17 protein-coding genes are annotated in these 19,095 nt (G+C 62.8%); 13 read left to right on the forward strand and 4 right to left on the reverse strand.

Annotated elements, in window-relative coordinates:
* Nucleotides 1–2 precede the first annotated feature (2 nt).
* The 3 genes from AC3WUF_RS04235 to AC3WUF_RS04245 are packed head-to-tail and all read left to right on the forward strand — an operon-like array spanning nt 3 to nt 3,486.
* Entirely contained in the window at nt 3–674 is a 672-nt protein-coding gene (locus tag AC3WUF_RS04235) for an ABC transporter ATP-binding protein (RefSeq protein WP_492422737.1), read from the forward strand.
* Nucleotides 671–1,780, forward strand: coding sequence for a KpsE/RkpR family capsule polysaccharide export protein (locus tag AC3WUF_RS04240; RefSeq protein WP_492422739.1), 1,110 nt, complete (start codon nt 671–673; stop codon nt 1,778–1,780). Before AC3WUF_RS04235 ends, AC3WUF_RS04240 begins: the two co-directional genes overlap by 4 nt.
* The gene (locus AC3WUF_RS04245; RefSeq protein ID WP_492422741.1) at nt 1,777–3,486 is read left to right on the forward strand and encodes a polysaccharide biosynthesis/export family protein; all 1,710 of its coding nucleotides are present in this window, start codon (nt 1,777–1,779) and stop codon (nt 3,484–3,486) included. Before AC3WUF_RS04240 ends, AC3WUF_RS04245 begins: the two co-directional genes overlap by 4 nt.
* 44 nt (nt 3,487–3,530) lie before the next feature.
* Here AC3WUF_RS04245 and AC3WUF_RS04250 read toward each other — a convergent pair whose 3' ends face one another.
* The 3 genes from AC3WUF_RS04250 to AC3WUF_RS04260 form a co-directional block, all read right to left on the reverse strand.
* Nucleotides 3,531–4,304: a glycosyltransferase gene (locus tag AC3WUF_RS04250; protein WP_492422743.1), complete on the reverse strand. Its 774-nt coding sequence runs from the start codon at nt 4,302–4,304 to the stop codon at nt 3,531–3,533.
* Nucleotides 4,301–5,221, reverse strand: a complete 921-nt coding sequence (locus AC3WUF_RS04255) for a glycosyltransferase family 2 protein (RefSeq protein ID WP_492422745.1) — start codon at nt 5,219–5,221, stop codon at nt 4,301–4,303. Before AC3WUF_RS04255 ends, AC3WUF_RS04250 begins: the two co-directional genes overlap by 4 nt.
* 72 nt (nt 5,222–5,293) lie before the next feature.
* Nucleotides 5,294–6,394 carry an MraY family glycosyltransferase gene (locus AC3WUF_RS04260; RefSeq protein WP_492422747.1) on the reverse strand — a complete coding sequence of 367 codons (1,101 nt, stop codon included), beginning with the start codon at nt 6,392–6,394 and terminating at the stop codon, nt 5,294–5,296.
* 167 nt (nt 6,395–6,561) lie between these two features.
* Here AC3WUF_RS04260 and AC3WUF_RS04265 point away from each other — a divergent pair, with 167 nt between their 5' ends.
* The 10 genes from AC3WUF_RS04265 to AC3WUF_RS04310 all read left to right on the forward strand — a co-directional run bounded on the left by AC3WUF_RS04265 (nt 6,562) and on the right by AC3WUF_RS04310 (nt 18,333).
* A complete protein-coding gene (locus AC3WUF_RS04265; protein ID WP_492422749.1) occupies nt 6,562–6,930 on the forward strand; it encodes a hypothetical protein in 369 nt (122 codons plus the stop codon).
* A 197-nt stretch (nt 6,931–7,127) separates the two neighbouring features.
* A complete protein-coding gene (locus AC3WUF_RS04270) occupies nt 7,128–7,532 on the forward strand; it encodes a hypothetical protein (protein WP_492422751.1) in 405 nt (134 codons plus the stop codon).
* An 86-nt stretch (nt 7,533–7,618) separates the two neighbouring features.
* A complete protein-coding gene (locus AC3WUF_RS04275) occupies nt 7,619–8,467 on the forward strand; it encodes a hypothetical protein (RefSeq protein ID WP_492422753.1) in 849 nt (282 codons plus the stop codon).
* 43 nt (nt 8,468–8,510) lie between these two features.
* Nucleotides 8,511–10,577, forward strand: a complete 2,067-nt coding sequence (locus AC3WUF_RS04280) for a YjbH domain-containing protein (RefSeq protein WP_492423557.1) — start codon at nt 8,511–8,513, stop codon at nt 10,575–10,577.
* A complete protein-coding gene (locus AC3WUF_RS04285) occupies nt 10,567–11,259 on the forward strand; it encodes a hypothetical protein (protein WP_492422755.1) in 693 nt (230 codons plus the stop codon). The genes AC3WUF_RS04280 and AC3WUF_RS04285 overlap by 11 nt, the downstream gene beginning before the upstream one ends.
* A gap of 123 nt (nt 11,260–11,382) precedes the next feature.
* Nucleotides 11,383–13,380 (forward strand): transketolase, encoded by a 1,998-nt coding sequence (gene tkt / locus AC3WUF_RS04290; protein ID WP_492422757.1) that lies wholly within the window; start codon nt 11,383–11,385, stop codon nt 13,378–13,380.
* A 104-nt stretch (nt 13,381–13,484) separates the two neighbouring features.
* Nucleotides 13,485–14,489 (forward strand): type I glyceraldehyde-3-phosphate dehydrogenase, encoded by a 1,005-nt coding sequence (gene gap / locus AC3WUF_RS04295; protein WP_492422759.1) that lies wholly within the window; start codon nt 13,485–13,487, stop codon nt 14,487–14,489.
* 70 nt (nt 14,490–14,559) lie between these two features.
* Complete coding sequence (locus AC3WUF_RS04300; protein ID WP_492422761.1) at nt 14,560–15,738, forward strand: phosphoglycerate kinase; 1,179 nt, start codon at nt 14,560–14,562, stop codon at nt 15,736–15,738.
* Nucleotides 15,739–15,843: 105 nt separating this feature from the next.
* Complete coding sequence (locus AC3WUF_RS04305; RefSeq protein WP_492422763.1) at nt 15,844–17,421, forward strand: TPM domain-containing protein; 1,578 nt, start codon at nt 15,844–15,846, stop codon at nt 17,419–17,421.
* Between the two features lie 63 nt (nt 17,422–17,484).
* Complete coding sequence (locus tag AC3WUF_RS04310; protein ID WP_492423559.1) at nt 17,485–18,333, forward strand: AAA family ATPase; 849 nt, start codon at nt 17,485–17,487, stop codon at nt 18,331–18,333.
* Between the two features lie 26 nt (nt 18,334–18,359).
* On the opposite strand, the gene AC3WUF_RS04315 is transcribed toward AC3WUF_RS04310, so the two are convergent.
* The gene (locus tag AC3WUF_RS04315; RefSeq protein WP_492422765.1) at nt 18,360–19,088 is read right to left on the reverse strand and encodes an FHA domain-containing protein; all 729 of its coding nucleotides are present in this window, start codon (nt 19,086–19,088) and stop codon (nt 18,360–18,362) included.
* Between the last annotated feature and the right edge of the window lie 7 nt (nt 19,089–19,095).

A 19,095-nucleotide genomic window follows, 5' to 3' on the forward strand; every position in this document is an offset into this window, starting at 1 on the left:
CGATGATCACGATCGAAGGCGTTTCAAAGTCCTACCCGCTGGAGGGCTTCACCCGCTATCACGTATTCCGTGATCTCAATCTGAAGCTGCCGGCGAGAACGCATGTCGGCATTGTCGGGCGCAACGGCGTCGGCAAGTCGACGCTGCTGCGCTTGATCGGCGGCATGGAACTGCCGGACGCCGGGCGCATCCGCGCCGACGGAACCATTTCGCCGCCGCTCGGGCTTAGCGGCGGATTCGCTGTCGCGATCTCCGGTCGCGACAACGCGCGCTTCGTCTGCCGGATCAACGGCGACGACCCCGCGACTTCAGCGGAGCGCATGAAGTTCATCATCGATTTCGCGGAGCTCGGTCCGTTCATCGAGCAGCCGGTGCAAACCTACTCATCCGGCATGCGCGCACGCCTGGCATTTGCCATCAGCATGGCCTTTGAATACGACTACTATCTGATCGACGAGCTGACGGCGGTAGGCGATCAGAAGTTTCGCGCCAAGGCCGAGGCGGCTTTCAATCAGAAGAAAGGGCGGGCGAGCATCGTGATGGTGAGCCACAACCTCGAGCAATTGAGGCGCGACTGCGAGGTGGGTGTGTATATGAAGCGAAGCGGACCGGTGTTCTACGATTCGATCGGCCAGGCGTTGGACGAGTACCAGAGAGATCAAAAGGCAGCATGAAATACATTCCCAATGCGCTGACCGGCCGGACCGGGCGCTACGCCAGCCTGGTGCTGGCGCCCACGTTGCTTGCGTGGCTTTACCTGGCGTTGATTTCAACAAACGGATACATCAGCCGTGCTCACGTGATGGTGGAGCAGGACTCGCAGATGGTGAGTGCGGGTGCCGAACTGGCACTCGGTCTGCTCAGCATGGGCGGCGGCAAGAGTAAGCAGGATGCCCTGCTGGTCGAGGACTTCATGAAGTCCAGAACGATGCTCGAGTACCTGGACGCCGAGCTTGACCTGCGTGGGCATTTCAGTGCGCCGACTTTCGACGTGGTCGGCCGGCTTGCGAGTGACGCTTCGAAGGAAGATTTTCTGGAGTACTACAACGACCATCTGACGGTGACGATTGACGATCAGTCGTTGATCCTGTCCGTCGAGTTCGCGGCGTTCGACCCGGAATATGCGCAGAACATCGCCAACAAGCTGGTGTCGCGCAGCGAGGAGTTTGTCAACGAAGTCAGCATGGAGCTCGCGCGGCAGCAGCTCAAGTTTGTCGAGGAACAGGTCGAGCAGGCCAATGAGCGCCTGAAGCAGGCATCGAAGGACATGATCGTCCTGCAGCGCGACAACGATGTGCTGAGTCCGGAGAAGGAAGCCGAGGCGGCGAGCGTCATTGTCGCCCAGCTGGAAGGCGAGCTGGTCACCCAGCGCACTCAGCTCAAGACCCTGTCGGCATTTCTCAATCCCGCCGCCCCGGACGTGATCGCGGTCCAGCAGCGCATTCGTGCGCTGGAGGCGCAGCTTGAGCAGGAGCGCGGCCGCATCGTCGGGCGCAAGGGCAGCGGTCTGAACGACCTCATGCTCAAGTATCAGGATGCGGATGTCGCGGTGCGGTTGGCGACTGAGGTCTACAAGACGGCCTTGGCCACCCTGGAGGCAACGCGACTGGAGTCGGTGCGCAAGGTAAAATCGCTGGTCTCGATCGATCGTCCAAGTCTGTCGGACGAAGCGGAGTATCCGCGCATTCTGTATTGGACGCTGACCGTGTTCCTGTTTCTGAATCTGGGCTATTTCGTGGTCAGTCTGATTATTGCAACCATTGAGGATCATCGGGAATGAGCGCCGTGATTAGGTATTTTGCGGTTGCCACCCTGTCGGCCGCCGCCGGCATTGCAGCGGCTCAGGATGCGGCGTTTGCTGCAGCCACTGGTGCGCGGCCGCCCATGGCGGGAATGAGCACGCAGCTGTCCCGTCCTTCGCAGGAGGCTTCGACGCCTGCGCCGAGCGCGACCCCGGCCCCGGCCAAAGTCGACGGCGAGCGCGACGTCGATGAAACCGTGTTCGGTGCGACCCTGTTCAGGGGCCACTTCGCCCAGCAGTCCTATCGGGGATTCAACCCGGACTACCTGGTCAGCGTCGGCGATGTGATCGACCTCAAGCTGTGGGGTGCATTCGATCTCGTCGTGCGCCTGGAAGTCGATTCGCACGGCAATATTTTCGTCCCGAAAGTCGGCCCGGTCAGTGTCAGCAACACGCGCAACGAAAACCTCAATGCCGTCGTCACGGAGCAGGTCAAGAGAGTTTTCCGCGACAGCGTCGGCGTTTACGCGTCGCTTGCCAACGCAGAGCCCGTCAAGGTCTTTGTGACGGGCAACGTCAACGCACCGGGCCTGTACGGCGCCTGGGCATCGGACTCGATTCTGCATTTCCTCGACCGCGCCGGCGGTATCGACACCCGGACGGGCAGCTTCCTGGATATCGCAGTGCGCCGCGGCGACCAGATTGTGCTGAACGTCAATCTTTACGACTTCCTCATTCGCGGCGCACTGCCGCTGATGCAGTTCCGCGATGGCGATACGATCGTTGTCGGTTCCCGCAAGTCGACGGCAACGGTCAGCGGTCTGGTCAAGCACGCCACGCAGTTCGAGTTCGAGCGATCGACAACCCTGAGTGCGTTGCTACAGCTGGCGGCGCCGGACGGCACGGCGACGCATGTGCGCGTCATCAAGAACCAGGGAGCTGCGCGCGAGGCCAGCTATTACGCGCTGGCCGACGGAATCGACGAGGTGGTGATCAACTCGGGAGACGAGGTGATCGTCTCGGCCGATCGTCCGGTCGGCAGCATCATTGCCAGCGTCGAAGGCGAGTATCAAGGCGTCGGGCAGTATGTGTTTCCGTATGAGTCGACCCTGGATGACCTGCTGAAGCAGGTGAAGCTGACGTCTCTGTCGAATGCATCGGGCGTGCGCCTGTATCGTCGCAGCCTCGCGGCTCGTCAGAAAGAAGTGCTTGAAGAAATGCTGCGTCGTCTGGAGCAGGCCGCGCTGACTGCCCGTTCCGGCACGCTTGAAGAATCCGAATTGCGCGTGCGCGAGGCTGAGCTGGTTCTCAAGTTCGTCGACCGGGCGCGTCAGATCGAGCCGCTCGGCCGCCTGGTCATGCACGAAGGGTTCGATCCGAAGTCCGTCGACCTTGAGGATCGCGACGTCATCGAGATTCCGCGCAAGTCGAACATCGTTGCGGTGCAGGGCGAGGTGTTCTTCCCCAATTCGTTTGTGTACCAGGAAGGGAAGTCCGTCGGCTACTACGTGCAGCAGGCGGGCGGTGTCACGCAGACCGGCGGCGGAAGCCGCATCTTCCTGGTCCGGCCGAGCGGCGAAATGATCGATACCAGCGGCAGCTGGCTGATGTCAGCCCGGGTCATGCCGGGAGACGAGATCATGGTGCTGCCCAAGGTCGATTCGAAGAACTTCCAGTTCTCGAAGGAAATCGTCCAGGTCATCTACCAGCTGGCACTGTCGGCCGGCGTGGTATTGCGCCTGTAAGGTGGCGCAAGCAGGCGAAGTTCTTTAGCGGCTGAGCCGCGCCGTCACGATTTGGCGGCGCGGTACGCAGGCGAGCGCCATAGCCTTAGCAGGCTGGCAACGTGCCATGACAGGTGCCGTGGCCGTTTGAGGGTTTTGCGATTGGCATCGTGCGTGATGCGCAGATCGCAGCGTTGCTGGATCGTCAGGCCCAGCTGGCGCGCGCGCAGGCAGAGGTCGACGTCCTCGCAGTACATGAAATAGCGCTCGTCGAATCCGCTCAGGGCGTCGAAGGTCTCGGCTCGCATGGCGAGGAACAGGCCGGCGAGCCAGTCGACTTCTCGACTTGCCCTGCAGTCGGCCGGCGGAAGATCGCCATGACGACCAAAGATCGCGCGCGACAGAACGGCCCACGGTGTTGCGAGCCGCCGGCCGTTGTCGTCGGCGCGTCCTTCCGAGGTGTATGCCAAAGGCGCGACGATGCCGCACGTCGGCCGCTGCAGTTCGGATTGCAGCGCGTTGAAGATGTCCTGCTCGATGGCGAGATCGGGATCCGCGGCCAGCACGAACAGAGAGCCTGCGCCCTTGAGCGCGGCGTTGTGATTGGCGGCGAAGCCGCGCGGCATTTTGTTTCGAATGATCCTGACACTGGAGCGAACTGAATCCGGCAGCTGATCCAGAAACCCGACGTCCTCTCCGGCGTTGAAGGTCAGCACGAACTGATGCGCGGTGCCTCGCAGCAGGCGATGAATGTCCTCGACACATCGCAGGATGCCGGCGCCGTGACCATGGCTGATGACGGAGATGGTCCAGATCGGCGGAGAGGTCGATGCGGTCATTTCCGCGAAGGAATGGGGCCGGAGCGTCCGCGCAGGCCGTCGGCAGTTCCGCGAATCATGTGGCGTAGCTTGCCAGGGCGATCGGCTTCAAACAGCAGCACCTTGATCGCAAGCTTGATCGCGCCCAGAAGCTCGTAGGCCATCCAGCCTGGAAATTCGCGGGCATAGCGTCGCGCCAGCGTGATCCGGTTGCGGTTGATGTAGTAGTGACGAGTGGCGCTGTGATGGGTTGGAAATGTCCGCAGTCCGAGCAACCGGCGCTGCGTGACGGCGCCCAGCTCGTGCTGCAGCGCTGTGCCCGGAGCCGCAATGATCTGATACCCCTGCCTGCGTGCGCGCAGGCAGAACTCGGTATCGACCAGATCGATGAACAGACTCTCGTCAAAGCGGCCCAGTCGTTCCCAAGCTTCCACGTCCACCAGCATGCCGGATCCGATCGCCAGATCGACCGCGGTTGGCGCGCTGAGCCGGGAGGCGTAGACGAAATGAAAGAACGGCCCCCAGTGCCCCGAGGAACACGGCCAGCGGCATGCGATGTTCGGGTGGGCATATCGAATCGCCGGCACTAGCGCCGCAACCTTGGTATTGGATGGAAGCCCGGATTCCGCCGCGCAAAGCGCTTTGACCAAGCCTGGTCCGAGTGTGCTGTCGTGATCAAGCAGCAGGGCTCGAGAAGCGCCGAGTTCGATGCAACGCAGAATGCCCTGATTGAGCGCGGCGGCCAGCCCGACGTTGTGCGCATTGCGGAGGACCTGCACGCGATCGGACAGGCTGGGCGGCAGGGTGGCGAGGTCGGGTGCGCCTGCGGACCCGTTGTCGACAATCACCGCGAAATCGGTTTGCTCGAGTACCGAGCAAACGCGATCGGTCAAGCCGCTCGGCGGGTTGTAGGTGACGATTACGCTGGCTAGCCTCATCTACTGCGGCGTCGGTCGGTTATGCAAACACGCTGATTATGTCGCTGCTCAGGCGAAGCCGCTGGCCGGTAATCAGCCTTGCTTCCTGCGCCGTGCGCCGAGGTTTCGAGACTCTACGGCCGGCTCTGGATATGCGCGGCTGAGTGCGAAGTACGCAACACCATAGACGGCGACGAACGCGGCGGCCAAGCCGATCATCGCGGCGGTGTTGGCGAGCACATACGGTGCCGCCAGCACAAACGGAGCGACGAGAAGAATCACCGGCAGCGCCGCATAGGATCGTCCGCTTGAGGCGAATTGACGCAATGAGCGCGCCGCGAGGTGGTGCAGATGCCGATCGTCCGCGACATAGAACGGTCTGCCGGCATGCCAACGGCGCGCCATCGAGAAGAGCGTTTCCCATACCGGATAAATCAGCAGCAGGATGGCAAGCCAAGGTGAGGCGCCGCCGGCACCCTGGACGACGAACACGGTGATGACGGCCGCGATCGCGCCGTTGAAGTAGGCGCCGCCATCACCGATGAAGATGCGTCCGAAGGGAAAATTGAAAATCAGGAAGCCAAGATTCGCCGTAGCCATGATCCAGCTCAACTGGGCCAGGGGCGGTTGCCCGGTTTTTTGCGCAGTGATGGCGAGGGCCACGAACGTGAGAATGCTCACTCCGGCGCACAGGCCGTTCTGACCGTCGATCAAGTTGAAGGCGTGCGAGAGGCTGGCGACCGCGAATGCAAAGAATCCGATCCTGATCCAGGAGAGATTCAACGGTGTGTCCAGCGGCGTGATGCCAACCGAGGAGATGCCGTATCCATCGTGGGCGATGCTGAACAGCAGTGCAGCGCCGAGCGCAGCGATATAGCGCAGCGCAGGCGATACCGCGCGGGTCAGATCTTCGATCAGGCCGGTGACGAACACGATCGTCAGACAGCCCCAGAGCATCCACAGGATCTTTGCCGTTACATCGGGCAACGTTGGCGACAGCAGGGCAAGGCCAGTGAGCCCGGAAACATAGACCGACACACCTCCCACTCTTGGCACGGTTCCCGCATGTACCTTGTGGCGAGCTTCGGTTGCGGTGTCCCCCGTCAGGCCGATATGCCAGCGCTCCGCAAAAATGAGCGCTGCTGTGCAACTTGAACTGATGAAGAGTACGGTCAGAAATTGACTCAAAATCATGGGGGGTGGCACCATAGAACGACAGGGAAGCGCGGCAGCAGGACAGGTGGGTAGCTACTAGATTGCAGCGCGCCATGGGCCTTTCGCGATTCTAGCAGGGCGACAAAATGGGCTGCGAGCAGGTTGTAGGGTCGATTTGAGGGCCGCTTTTGCGAAATTCGGGTGAAATGCTGGCATTGACGATGCGCGGAGCCCTCTCACTGGGAGCGCTCCTGTGCGCGCAGACAGCTTTCGCCGCGCTGCCGGCAGACTCTGCAAATCCGAGCCCAGAAGCGGAGTTGCAGGTCGTCAGGGAAATTGAAACCGGTAAGGCCTTGGCCGATTACTGGGCCGCGGAACCTGTCGAGTATCGCGCCACTGCCGAGGCCGTCTTGAATTCGGTGGGTGCGAGCTATCTGACTCGGGATTCAGTCGGTGCCTCGGCACTTGCCGATTTTCTGGTCTGGTTTGGTGGCGGAGGCGGCGCGCCGCAGGATTTGGTCAAGCTGCGTCCTTTGGAGTCAGCAACTGTTCAGCGGGAAACTGTTGTAAAGTAGCTATAAGAATTTGTGGTAGATCACTATATTTTCGCCGGCATATGCTAAGATTTGTTCGGTGGGGATACGTTTATAACTGTCCGGGCGGCGAGTGATCCGTGCTTCGCCCGCAAAATTTCACGGGTATCTTTACGGGGTTTTCAGTGAACAAAGCTATTGTGATGACATTGGCGGTTTGCCTTGCGGGCGGCCCGATCGTGGCAGCTGTGACCAGCACGCAGGCTATGGCCCAGGCGAAGCAGACTGGCGTGCTGTCTCAGGCGGCGGCGGTTGCGTATTCCAACAAGCTGGGCATGACGCTCCCCGACGCCGTCAAGGCCGGGTACCTCAAGCCGGCTGAAGTTCCGGGCACCTACGTGGTGACGGAATCCGGCGCCAGCGCCGTTGGCGTACCGGTTGCCGGTGGTCCGCTGTCGGCCCTGCAGATCACGGCGATTGTCGCCGGCGTTCTGGGTCTGACGCTGGTCACCATCGACTTCCTGGACGATGACGACGACAGCAGCGGCCCGACGCTGCCACCGACGCCGACGGCGACGGTGACGCCGACGGCTCCGCCGACGACTCCGCCGACGACCACGACGACGTCGACGACGTCGACCTGATAGTCGTCAGCAGAAATCGGAAAGGCTAGCCCCTCGGGCTAGCCTTTCTTTTTCGTTCTGCGGGTGGCTAGTGGTGCAGAGGCGCATTGATCGATGTGCCCAAGGATGGCCACCGCCATCAAAGTCATTTTGGCCTCGGTCATTGGCTGCACAGGTTTTTGATTGGCCTGAAATCAGATTCAAGCAGCAGCCTCGATTGGTGCGCACAAATGGATGCGAAGCGGCTTTTCCTGATCACCGCACTGTGTTGCGTGCCGGCGCTTGTTCATGCGCAGGCAGATGATGTCCGTTCGCAGCGCCCAGCCAGTGTCGGCACCATTTCCGTGCAGCTTGATGGCTCGGTTGATAACCCAGGCGCCGTCAAGCTCCCGGCTGACAAAGCGACCATCCAGAACGCGCTTGCCGCGAGCACAGGGGCCAGCCGCGACGGTTATCGACTGGGAACACTCTTGCTTCGTCGCGCCGACGTAAGCAATAACGACAAATCGGACTGCGTCCCGCTGGCGGCGCGTCACGCCAGCCTGCTCATGCAGGATGATCCCAAACTCGAAAAGCGCACCGACGCGATCCGCCAGCTGCTTTCCGGGCAGCTGATTCGTATCGATGCGCGCGATGCCGTTGTCGGAGAGGCAGGAATTCGCCCCGTCTTGCTGCAGGACGGTGATTTGCTCGCGCTGCCTGCTCGCAGCGGCGTTGTGTACGTCGCCACCGCGCAAGGCGCCATCGTCCGCATGCAGCATAGCCCAGCAGCGGCAGCAGACATCTACGTCGATCAGCTGCCCAAGGCAGATCGCGAAGGGGTCGATAACTTCGTGCTGCACTATCCCAATGGTCGGCAGCTGGGGCTTGCACTGGACGCTTGGCGTTATCGGCCGACAATGGTTCCTCCGGGCTCGCTGATTGCCCCTGATTCGGTTTGTCTGCGTGGTGAATAGGCTTTTACGCAATTCGTTTGCAGTGGCGATTTGTCTCGCCGCTATGACTGCGGCTGCAGAAGCGCAACCGGTTGTGCATGGACCCTCCGGTTACCCGGCGCTGATCACAACCCCGACAGCCGCTTTCCCGCAGACGGGGACATTGGGCCTGGGCGTCTCCATCGCGCCGCCGTATAACACGCTTTATCTGTCGGCCCAACCTGCGGACTGGCTGCACGTCGGCGCGCGATACGTGGCGATCACCAATCGCCGCTATAGCGAGGTCAATGATCAGTCGTTCAAGGACAAATCTTTCGACGTTGCGATTCGCCTTCTGTCCGAGTCGACTTGGCGGCCTTCGATTGCGCTGGGGCTGAACGATTTCGGCGGAACTGGCCTGTTCTCCTCGGAGTCCCTGGTCGCGACAAAGCACTACTACGATTTCGGCTTCACGCTGGGCCTGGGCTTCGGTCGTTTCGGGACCTACGCAGACATTCGCAATCCTTTTGCGGCGATCGGCGTGCGCGACGACGAGCGCGAACTGCTTGATCCAGCGAGCGAGCAGGGCGGCATCCCGGAGCTCAGCGAATGGTTCGCCGGGCGCAGTGCCAGCATTATCGGCGGCGTTGAATGGGCGCCGCGAGATTCGCGCTGGTCTGTCCAGCTCGAGCTGGACGGCAATGATTACACGGCCGAGCCGTCCACCGAACCGCTTGAGGTCAAGTCGCGCGTCAATGTCGGCATGCGATATCGCCTGCCGGGCAGTTGGTTTGCCAGCTTGGCGGTGATACGCGGCGACACCGTGATGGGCCAGATTGGCCTTGCCCCGAATTTCGGTGGTGACAGAAAGCCGTCCGAACACTTCGTTCCCAAAGGTGCGAGCCATCTGCTGATTCCGCAGTACCAGCCCAAAGGTCCCAAGCTCGATACGCCGGAGGGTGCCAAGAATTGGCTTGAGATGCTGCAGCGCTATGACGTTATCCCGCACGCGGCCAATTACGATGCGCAGACCGGTACTGTAAGTCTCTGGGAAACCAATCGCGTCTCGGACGAGAGCGTGGATGTGTTGCGCACCGCCGGTCGTGCCACGCTGGCGCACATGCCTGAAGAGGCTAAGCGCCTCGAAGTGATCGAGGTCGCCGGTGGCATGGAAGTGCTGAGTCTCACCGCCGACCGCGAGGTGCTGGACGCCGAGGCCCGTGAACGGATTTCTCCGGACGAGTTCCGCGCGAATGTGGAGATCAGGTCGCAGGCTTCGACGCCGCGCCTTCAGGCAACGTATCCGGAGCTGCTCGAATACCCGGCCTGGACCTGGGGCGTCTCGCCAGGCTTGAGATTGAACATCGGCGGTATCGACGGCTTCGTACTCGGCGATCTGACCGCGAAGCCTTTCGCGACATTGCAGCTGAGCCGCGGCCTGAGCCTGACCGGCACCTTGGGCGTCAAGGTGGCGGGCAATCTGGACGAAACGGTCTATCGCGACTCCAGCAGCTTGCCGGAAGTCCGCAGCCAGCTTGCGCTCTACCAATCGTCCGGCAGCAATCCCTACCTCGATACGCTGGAAGCGAACTATGTCTTTCCGCTGGGCAAGGACCTGTTCGGACGGGTTTCGGCGGGCATCTTTGAGTCGATGTATGGCGGTGTGGCCGGCGAGATTCTGTACCGCCCGCTATCGAGCCGCTTTGCCTATGGCGTCGACGTCAATTACGTCGTGCAGCGTGATTACGATCAGCGCTTCGAATTTCTCGATTATCGGGTCGCGACCGGACACTTTTCGGTCTACTACGACACGCCGCTGTACGGACTGCGCATCAAGGCCAGCGCGGGGCGCTATCTAGCCCGCGATGTCGGCGCCACCCTGGATATTTCGCGAGAGTTCGACAACGGTCTTGTGATCGGCGCGTTTGCGACGAAGACCAATGTTTCGTCTGAAGAATTCGGTGAAGGATCGTTCGACAAGGGCATCTATCTGCGCATTCCGCTTTCCGAACTTTTTGACGGTGCGGAGCGTGGCGCAGCAGGCTTCCAGTATCGCTTCCTGACCCGCGACGGCGGTCAGAAGGTCAACGACGGTCGTCCGCTGTACGAGATCGTCGGCGAATACAACGCGAGACAGGGTTATGTCGACTAAGCGCAATGTCGTGCTATCGCGCGTGTTGATGGCCCTCGCGGTGGCTGGATCGCTGGTCGGTTGCCGGACCTTCAATGCGATCTCGGAAAGCCCGCTTTTCACCGACGAAATGCCCTCGCAGACCGGCACCGCCGTCGCGAATCTGGCGGCAATGCCGTTTGCCAACGCCTACGTACAGGTTGGCAACAAGTTTGATGCGTTGATCCTGCTCGGCATGATCGGGCCGGGTTCTCTGGAAACCTGGTACGGCGCGAAAGGTCTGACGATCGTCGTTGACGATACGCGCGTCCTGTACACGCGTGGTTTGCCCGGGACCAATATTGCCGAGAGCATCGATGCCGGCCAGATCTTCGACTACCGCCGCCTGGACTGCGGCCGCGGGCGCACGCATCTGGCAATGCCCGGTTTGCGCTATGTCCGCTTCGAAGGCTCGAACGAGTATTTCCCGGAGCTGACCGAAAGCCTGCGCTGCTCGGTCGAAAACCTGACGACGGCGGGTTATCTGGGCGATGCCTTGCGCGTCGATGAAGTCATCCAGTTCCCGCCGCACAAGAAGCCCCAGCTGCGTACGCGCTGGCTGCATCCGGGAACGGGCCAGTTGTTGCGCCTGAAATACGAATCCAGCCCGTACTCGCCCGAGATCGAGATTCTCTGGTTCAAGGTTGCCAAGAACGCCCATTGATTGGCGGCCCTAGGCCCCAATCTGCTGCGTTCGGGGTAGTGCACTTTGAAGTGTTGCCCCGTGTGGCCCAAACCCGGACAATACGCGCCCCAAACGCCCCCATTCCCCTTGCCGGAAAGCCTCATGCCGACCCGTTTCGAGCTGGCCAACGCCATCCGTGTCCTCGCGATGGACGCCGTCCAGAAGGCCAATTCGGGTCATCCCGGCATGCCGATGGGCATGGCGGACATCGCCGAAGTGCTGTGGAACGACTTCCTGTCCCACAACCCGGCCAATCCGGCTTGGGTCAACCGCGACCGTTTCGTCGTCTCCAACGGCCACGGCTCGATGCTGCTGTATTCGCTGCTGCATCTGGCCGGTTATGACCTGCCGCTGGATGAGCTGAAGAACTTCCGCCAGCTGCATTCGAAAACGCCGGGCCATCCGGAAAATGGCCTGACGCCGGGCGTCGAGACGACGACCGGCCCGCTCGGCCAGGGCTTGGCGAATGCGGTTGGCATGGCGATGGCGGAGCGCGTGCTCGCCAGCCGCTTCAATCAGGCCGACCACAACATCGTCGACCATCACACCTATGTGTTCGTCGGTGACGGCTGCCTGATGGAAGGCATTTCGCACGAAGCCTGCTCGCTTGCCGGCACGCTGGGCCTGGGCAAGCTGATCGCGCTGTACGACGACAACAACATCTCGATCGACGGCGAGGTCGAAGGCTGGTTCCGCGACGACACGCCGGCGCGCTTCGAAGCCTACGGCTGGCAGGTCATCCGCAACGTCGACGGCCACAACCCCAACGAGATCAAGAAGGCGATCGAAACCGCCCGCACGGCCGGCGACAAGCCGACGCTGATCTGCTGCAAGACGATCATCGGTTTCGGCTCGCCGAACCTGCAGGGCAAAGAGAAGTGCCACGGTGCGCCGCTGGGCGATGCCGAGATCAAGTTGGTGCGCGAGCAGCTCGGCTGGAGCGCGGCACCGTTCGAGATTCCGACGGCGGTACAGACCGCCTGGGACGCACGCAGCGCCGGCGCCAAGCGTGAAGCCGACTGGGCAGCCCGCTTCAAGGCCTATGCCGCGGCGTTTCCGCAGGACGCCGCCGAGTTCGAGCGTCGCATGCGCGGCGAGCTGCCGGCCGACTGGAACCAGACCGTGGCGGCGCTGCTCGCCGATACCGCGAAGCAGGACAAGCCGAACGCGACGCGCAAGGCTTCAAAGGCCGCGCTCGACGTCATCGCCGCGAAGCTACCGGAACTGTTCGGCGGCTCGGCGGACCTGTCGGAATCCAACTGCACGGACTTCAAGGGCCACAAGTCGCTGCGTCGCGGCGCGCTGGCCGGCAACTACGTGAACTACGGCGTCCGCGAATTCGGCATGTCGGCCATCATGAACGGCGTTGCGCTGCATGGCGGCCTGATTCCGTTCGGCGGCACCTTCCTGGTCTTCTCCGATTACGCCCGCAACGCGCTGCGCATGGCGGCGCTGATGAAGCAGCGCAATATCTTCGTGCTGACGCACGACTCGATCGGCCTCGGCGAAGACGGCCCGACGCACCAGGCCGTCGAGCATGTCTCGTCGCTGCGCCTGATTCCGGGCATGCACATGTGGCGCCCGGCGGACGCCTTCGAGACGGCGGTGGCCTGGACCGAGGCGATCGGTCGCGCCGATGGCCCGAGTGCGCTCGCGCTGTCGCGTCAGAACCTGGTGCCGAACGCACATCCGGAAGCTCACCTGAAGGACGCCCGTCGCGGTGGTTATGTCCTCTGGGAGTCTGCGGCCAACCCCGAGCTGCTGCTGATCGCAACCGGCTCGGAAGTCGAAATCGCGATGGCGGCGGCCCGCCAGCTCGCCGATGGCGGTCGCCGAGTCCGCGTGGTGTCGATGCCTTGCGCCGAAGTTTTCCTTGCCCAGGACGCCGCTTATCGCGAATCCGTGCTGCCTTCCGCACTGCGCAAGCGCATCGCGATCGAAGCCGGCATCACGCTGTACTGGCGCGCCTTCGTCGGCCTCGACGGCGAAGTCATCGGCGTTGACCGCTTCGGCGAATCCGCGCCGGCGGCTCAGGTTTACAAGTACCTCGGCGTCACCGCCGAAGCCGTGCTGGCCAGCGCGGCGCGCCTTCTGGCCTAAAATAGGCGTCGATACGGCCCGCTTTTTTTCGGAGCCGATAGGCTCCGCGCTTGAACGGCAGGTGCGCCGCGTTGCACCGGTTGCTTGAATGAGGATGGTCTGAAATGGCAGTCAAGGTTGGCATCAACGGCTTCGGTCGCATCGGTCGCAATGTGCTTCGCGCCGCTGTGCAGAATTTCGGTAGCGACATCGAGATCGTCGCGATCAACGATCTGCTCGAGCCGGACTACCTCGCCTACATGCTGCAGTACGACTCCGTGCACGGCCGCTTCAAGGGCGAGATCGCCGTCAAGGAAGGCGCGCTGTTCATCAACGGCAAGAAGATTCGCCTGACTCAGGAACGTGACCCGGCCAACCTCAAGTGGGGCGAAGTCGGCGCTGATGTTGTCATCGAGTCGACCGGCCTGTTCCTCGACAAGGCGACCGCGCAGAAACATCTCGATGCGGGCGCCAAGAAGGTTCTGCTGTCGGCGCCGTCGAAGGACGACACGCCGATGTTCGTCTACGGCGTCAACCACAAGACCTACGCCGGCCAGACGATCGTCTCCAACGCGTCCTGCACGACCAACTGCCTCGCGCCGCTGGCCAAGGTCATCAACGACAAGTGGGGCATCAAGCGCGGCCTGATGACGACCGTGCACGCCGCCACTGCGACGCAGAAGACCGTCGACGGCCCGAGCAGCAAGGACTGGCGCGGCGGCCGCGGTATCCTCGAGAACATCATCCCGTCGAGCACCGGTGCCGCCAAGGCTGTCGGCGTCGTGATTCCGGAACTCAACAAGAAGCTGACCGGCATGTCGTTCCGCGTGCCGACCTCCGACGTCTCGGTCGTCGACCTGACCTGCGAGCTGGAGAAGGAAGCCAGCTACGAAGAGATCAAGGCCGAGATCAAGGCACAGTCGGAAGGCGCGCTCAAGGGCATCCTCGGCTACACGGAAGACAAGGTCGTCGCGACCGATTTCATCGGCGACGCGCGCACCTCGATCTTCGACGCCGATGCCGGCATCGCGCTCGACAAGACCTTCGTCAAGCTCGTCAGCTGGTACGACAACGAGTGGGGCTATTCCAACAAGTGCCTGGAAATGGTCCGCGTCATCGCGGCGAAGTAAGCGACAGCATCAAACGGAAGGCCCCGCTCGCGGGGCCTTTCGATTTCTACTCACACAAAAGCAGATAGCCATGACCGTACTTCGCATGACTGACTTGGATCTCGCCGGCAAGCGCCTGCTGATCCGCCAGGACCTCAACGTGCCGGTGACCAACGGCAAGATCACTTCGGACGCACGCCTGCGCGCCTCGCTGCCGACGCTGAAGCTCGCGCTGGAGCGCGGCGCGTCGGTGCTGGTGATTTCGCATCTCGGCCGCCCGAAGGCCGGCAAGTTCGATCCGGACGCCTCGCTGACGCCGGTCGCGACCTGGTTCGCCGAACACCTGGGCCAGAGCGTGCCGATCCTGACCAACTGGATCGACGGCATCGACCTGCAGCCCGGCCAGATCGTGCTCGGCGAGAACACGCGCTTCCTCAAGGGCGAGAAGGACGACAACGAAGAACTGTCGAAAAAGATGGCGGCGCTGTGCGACATCTACGTGATGGATGCCTTCGGCACCGCGCATCGCGCCGAGGCGAGCACGCATGGCGTCGCGCGCTTCGCGCCGGTCGCCTGCGCCGGCCCGCTGCTGGCGGCCGAGCTTGAAGCGCTCGGCAAGGCCCTGGCGACGCCGAAGCGTCCGCTCGCGGTCATCGTCGGTGGCAGCAAGGTGTCGACCAAGCTGGATTTGCTCAACACGCTGGCCGACAAGGCCGATCAGCTGATCATCGGCGGCGGCATCGCCAACACCTTCCTCGCCGCGGCCGGCTACAAGATCGGCAAGTCGCTCTACGAGAAGGACATGCTCGATACCGCCAAGACGATCCTCGCGAAGATCAAGGCGCGCGGTGGCGATATCCCGCTGCCGGAAGACGTCGTCGTCGCCAGCGAGTTCTCCGCCGAGGCGCACGCGGAGGTGCGGCCGGTCAGCGAAGTCGAAGACGACGAGATGATCCTCGACATCGGCCCGAAGACGCGCAAGACGCTCGCGGCGCTGCTGAAGAACTGCGGCACGATCGTCTGGAACGGCCCGGTCGGCGTGTTCGAGTACGACAGCTTCGCCGGCGGCACCAAGGCGATTGCCGAGGCGATCGCGAGTTCCAGCGCGTTCTCGCTGGCCGGCGGCGGCGACACCTTGGCGGCGATCGACAAGTTCCACGTCGCCGACAAGCTTGGCTACATCTCGACCGGCGGCGGCGCGTTCCTGGAGTTCCTCGAAGGCAAGGCGCTGCCCGCGGTCGTGGCCCTCGAAGCCCGCGCCAAGGGCTGAGTTTGTGACGCAGCGCGCGCCCGGCTGCGGGCGCGCGCTGCCGCTCCCTTGTGGTTCAGCGCGGGGCGGCACATGATCCTTGAGCCTTCGGTCCGGGGATTTTCCATGCGTCTGAGCCTCATCGCAGCGGGTCTGTTGGCCGCAACGAGCCTCGCTGTCCACGCGCAGCAGGACATCCCGCCGTTCGATACCTACGTCAGCGATCCGGCCGGCGTGATGGGCCCCGAGCTCATCCCGACAATGGAGATGATGCTCTCGCAGGTCGCCGACAGCGGCGGTGCGCGCATCGCTGTGCTGTCGGTAGCCGACCTGCAGGGCGAGCCTGCCGGACAATACGCCTTGCGCGCCCTGTACGAATGGCGCATCGGCGACGGCGCCGAGCAAAGTTCCTTGCTGCTGCTTGCTCCCGATGGCGTCGCCGCCCTGGCGACGGGCGGCAAGCTGCTGGCGCGCATGAGCCGCGCCGAGGCGGAAGCCGTCCTTGTCGAGACGCTGCTGCCAACCGCCGCGCAGGTCGACATGACGACGGCGGCCATCAATGCCGCCCAGTCCGTGATGGTCGGTCTGATGAGCGAGGAGGGCGGCGCAAGCGGCGACCCCTTCGCGGTCGTCGCGCACTTCGGCCCGGACGGTACGCCGGAGTTGATCGACGAATACAGCGAGGATCTGCCGCCAGCGGTGACCGGCGGCGAAAATTTCGAACTCACGCTCGATCCGCAGCGGTGGATCAACGACATGACGGCGGCGCTGGGCTTCGCGCTCGCCGCTGCCGGCCGCGATCCGCTCGGCTTCCTGGGCCAGGCCCGCGGTGAGTTGCTGGCGCTGCCGGCGGTGCTCGACGTAGCGTCTTCGCAGCCAACCGTTCCAGAGCAGGTCGTCACCCGCTTCATCCTGCTCGGACTGAGCATCGGCCTCTGCGTCTTCGCCTGGCGTGTCACGCAAACCACCGCGGTATTGCTTGGCGTCATGGGTGTGCTTGGCGGTCTGTGGATCTGGCAACTGAGCGGCTTCGCCGCGCTGGCCTTGTGCGTAATGGCCGCAGGCGTGCTGCTGCTGCCGTTGTCGCGGCTGGCGCTGATCCTGTTCAAGGGTGCGGCGAGCCGGGATAACGTCGTCAGCGCCACGAGCGGCGGCAACGGGGTGGGCCCTTCGCAGAGTTACCAGGAATGGTTGGCGGCGCAGAAGGCGAAGTCGGCGCACCTGACGCGCAAGCCAGATACCGCCGCAGCGGCAAAGCCGGCGGCGACCAAGGTGGCGGCGGTCAAACCCGCCGCCGCCATGCCGGCGGCGCCCGCCGCCCCGACAGCCGCGGGACGGCTGCCGGGCGGGCTGATCGATAATCGCAGCGTGCCGAAGGCCGGCTCGGAAAACCTGGGAACCCGCCTTTCCAACGACCGCGAACGCCTCCATCAGGCGGGTGTCGCGACGCCGGCCATCGACCAGCTGCTGCGTTCGCGAAACACGTTGAACGGCCTCAGCAAGCGCAAGATCCAGATGATCGTCATCGGCGGGGCCATCGCCGTCGTCGTGTTCGGGCCGGTCGCGGTCTTTGCCTTGATCGTCGCCGGCGTGCTGTGGGGCCGCAAACTGTGGTCGCAGGTCAAGCCGGCCAATATGAACACGGGCGATTTCCTCAAGCAGGTCGCCAAGGAAGCCGAGGCCGCGTCGAAGCTGCGCCACTAGCAGGCGGCTCGCCGCCGCAAGGCTAGGTTCGGTAGACTGCTGACCTTTCCCATCGCCCAAGGAATTCCCGTGCGCTTCGAAGGCACCGACAACTACGTCGCCACCGATGATCTGATGATGGCGGTCAATGCCGCCGTGACGCTGCAGCGGCCGCTGCTGATCAAGGGCGAGCCCGGTACCGGCAAGACCCAGCTGGCGCGCGAGATTTCCGTGGCGCTGAAGCGTCCGTTCCTGGACTGGGCGATCAAGTCGACGACCAAGGCCCAGCACGGCCTCTACGAGTACGACGCGGTCTCGCGCCTGCGCGACTCGCAGCTCGGCAACGAGAGCGTCAAGGACATCAGCAACTACATCATCCGCGGCAAGCTGTGGGAGGCCTTCGAGTCGGACGTTGCCCCGGTGCTGCTGATCGACGAGATCGACAAGGCCGACATCGAGTTCCCGAACGACCTGCTGCGCGAACTCGACCAGATGGAGTTCTACGTCTACGAGACGCGCCAGACGGTCAAGGCCAAGAACCGGCCGATCATCATCATCACCTCGAACAACGAGAAGGAACTGCCGGACGCCTTCCTGCGTCGCTGCTTCTTCCACTACATCCGTTTCCCCGACAAGGAAACGATGCAGAAGATCGTCGACGTCCACTACCCGGACCTGAAGAAGAATCTGGTCAAGGAAGCGATGGAAGCCTTCTTCGGTCTGCGCGAACTGCCGGGCCTGAAGAAGAAGCCGTCGACTTCCGAACTGCTCGACTGGCTCAAGCTGCTGCTCGCCGAAGATATCGATCCGGCCGTGCTACGCGAGAGCAGCACCAAGAAATCGCTGCCGCCGCTCTACGGTGCGCTGCTGAAGAACGAGGCCGATGTGCATCTGTTCGAACGCGTCGCGTTCATGGCGCGGCGCCAGAGTTGAGCAAGCGCCCCGGCCCGGGGCGCGCTTCAGGCCAGAGCGAACGCCAGATCACGAACCAGATGGTTCGCGATCTCCTGCGAGGTCGGCAGGCACCGCACTGGCTCATCGGTGCGGATCAACCAGATGCCGTTGAGCGTGTGCTCGGGATAGTCGGGGTGGCGCAGGGCCACGGTGATCATGCGCTGTGGCCCGCCTGGCTGACGCTGGATGCGGATCATTACGTCATTCGCGCGACGATTGATCTCGAAATACTTTATCCGCGGATCGCCCACGACCTTGAGCCGCAGTTCCTCGGCGAGCTTGAGGCACGACTCCCATTCGACCTGTATTTGTGCGATGGCCTGTTCGCGCGCAGTGAGTTCGCGTGCGCGATGATTGCGGATTGAACCCACCAGTTCGTCGAGCATCGTGGTCTCGGCTGTAGTTGGCGGCGCATCGGCAACTGTCGGGCTCGCCTCACTGACGGCGACAGCATCCATCTGGAACCGCAACGCAAGGGAGCCAACCTGAATCAGGTCGCCCTCTCTGAGGGTCGCCTGTTTGATGGTCACGCCGTTGACGCGTGTGCCGGCTTTGCTGCCAAGATCGGTTAAGAGGTACTGACCTTGGGCAAAGCTGATCTCGGCATGTTCAGGCGCCACAGCCCGCTCATCAATGACAATGTTGTTGTGAGGCGCTCTGCCGATTGCCAGCACGAACGAACCTAAAGGCCATTCGCTGACCTTGTCCTTGTGCAAGATTTTCAGTTTCGCCATTTTCGAG

This window comes from Fontimonas sp. FW305-C-3, from assembly GCF_058783185.1.

Excerpts from the sequence above, each read along its gene's own strand:
- AC3WUF_RS04260 (WP_492422747.1), bottom strand. The coding sequence starts at position 6,394 with ATGATTTTGAGTCAATTTCTGACCGTACTCTTCATCAGTTCAAGTTGC.
- AC3WUF_RS04255 (WP_492422745.1), bottom strand. The coding sequence starts at position 5,221 with ATGAGGCTAGCCAGCGTAATCGTCACCTACAACCCGCCGAGCGGCTTG.
- AC3WUF_RS04300 (WP_492422761.1), top strand. The coding sequence starts at position 14,560 with ATGACCGTACTTCGCATGACTGACTTGGATCTCGCCGGCAAGCGCCTG.
- AC3WUF_RS04305 (WP_492422763.1), top strand. The coding sequence starts at position 15,844 with ATGCGTCTGAGCCTCATCGCAGCGGGTCTGTTGGCCGCAACGAGCCTC.
- AC3WUF_RS04250 (WP_492422743.1), bottom strand. The coding sequence starts at position 4,304 with ATGACCGCATCGACCTCTCCGCCGATCTGGACCATCTCCGTCATCAGC.
- tkt (WP_492422757.1), top strand. The coding sequence starts at position 11,383 with ATGCCGACCCGTTTCGAGCTGGCCAACGCCATCCGTGTCCTCGCGATG.
- gap (WP_492422759.1), top strand. The coding sequence starts at position 13,485 with ATGGCAGTCAAGGTTGGCATCAACGGCTTCGGTCGCATCGGTCGCAAT.
- AC3WUF_RS04240 (WP_492422739.1), top strand. The coding sequence starts at position 671 with ATGAAATACATTCCCAATGCGCTGACCGGCCGGACCGGGCGCTACGCC.
- AC3WUF_RS04265 (WP_492422749.1), top strand. The coding sequence starts at position 6,562 with ATGCTGGCATTGACGATGCGCGGAGCCCTCTCACTGGGAGCGCTCCTG.
- AC3WUF_RS04315 (WP_492422765.1), bottom strand. The coding sequence starts at position 19,088 with ATGGCGAAACTGAAAATCTTGCACAAGGACAAGGTCAGCGAATGGCCT.
- AC3WUF_RS04280 (WP_492423557.1), top strand. The coding sequence starts at position 8,511 with ATGACTGCGGCTGCAGAAGCGCAACCGGTTGTGCATGGACCCTCCGGT.
- AC3WUF_RS04245 (WP_492422741.1), top strand. The coding sequence starts at position 1,777 with ATGAGCGCCGTGATTAGGTATTTTGCGGTTGCCACCCTGTCGGCCGCC.
- AC3WUF_RS04285 (WP_492422755.1), top strand. The coding sequence starts at position 10,567 with ATGTCGACTAAGCGCAATGTCGTGCTATCGCGCGTGTTGATGGCCCTC.
- AC3WUF_RS04235 (WP_492422737.1), top strand. The coding sequence starts at position 3 with ATGATCACGATCGAAGGCGTTTCAAAGTCCTACCCGCTGGAGGGCTTC.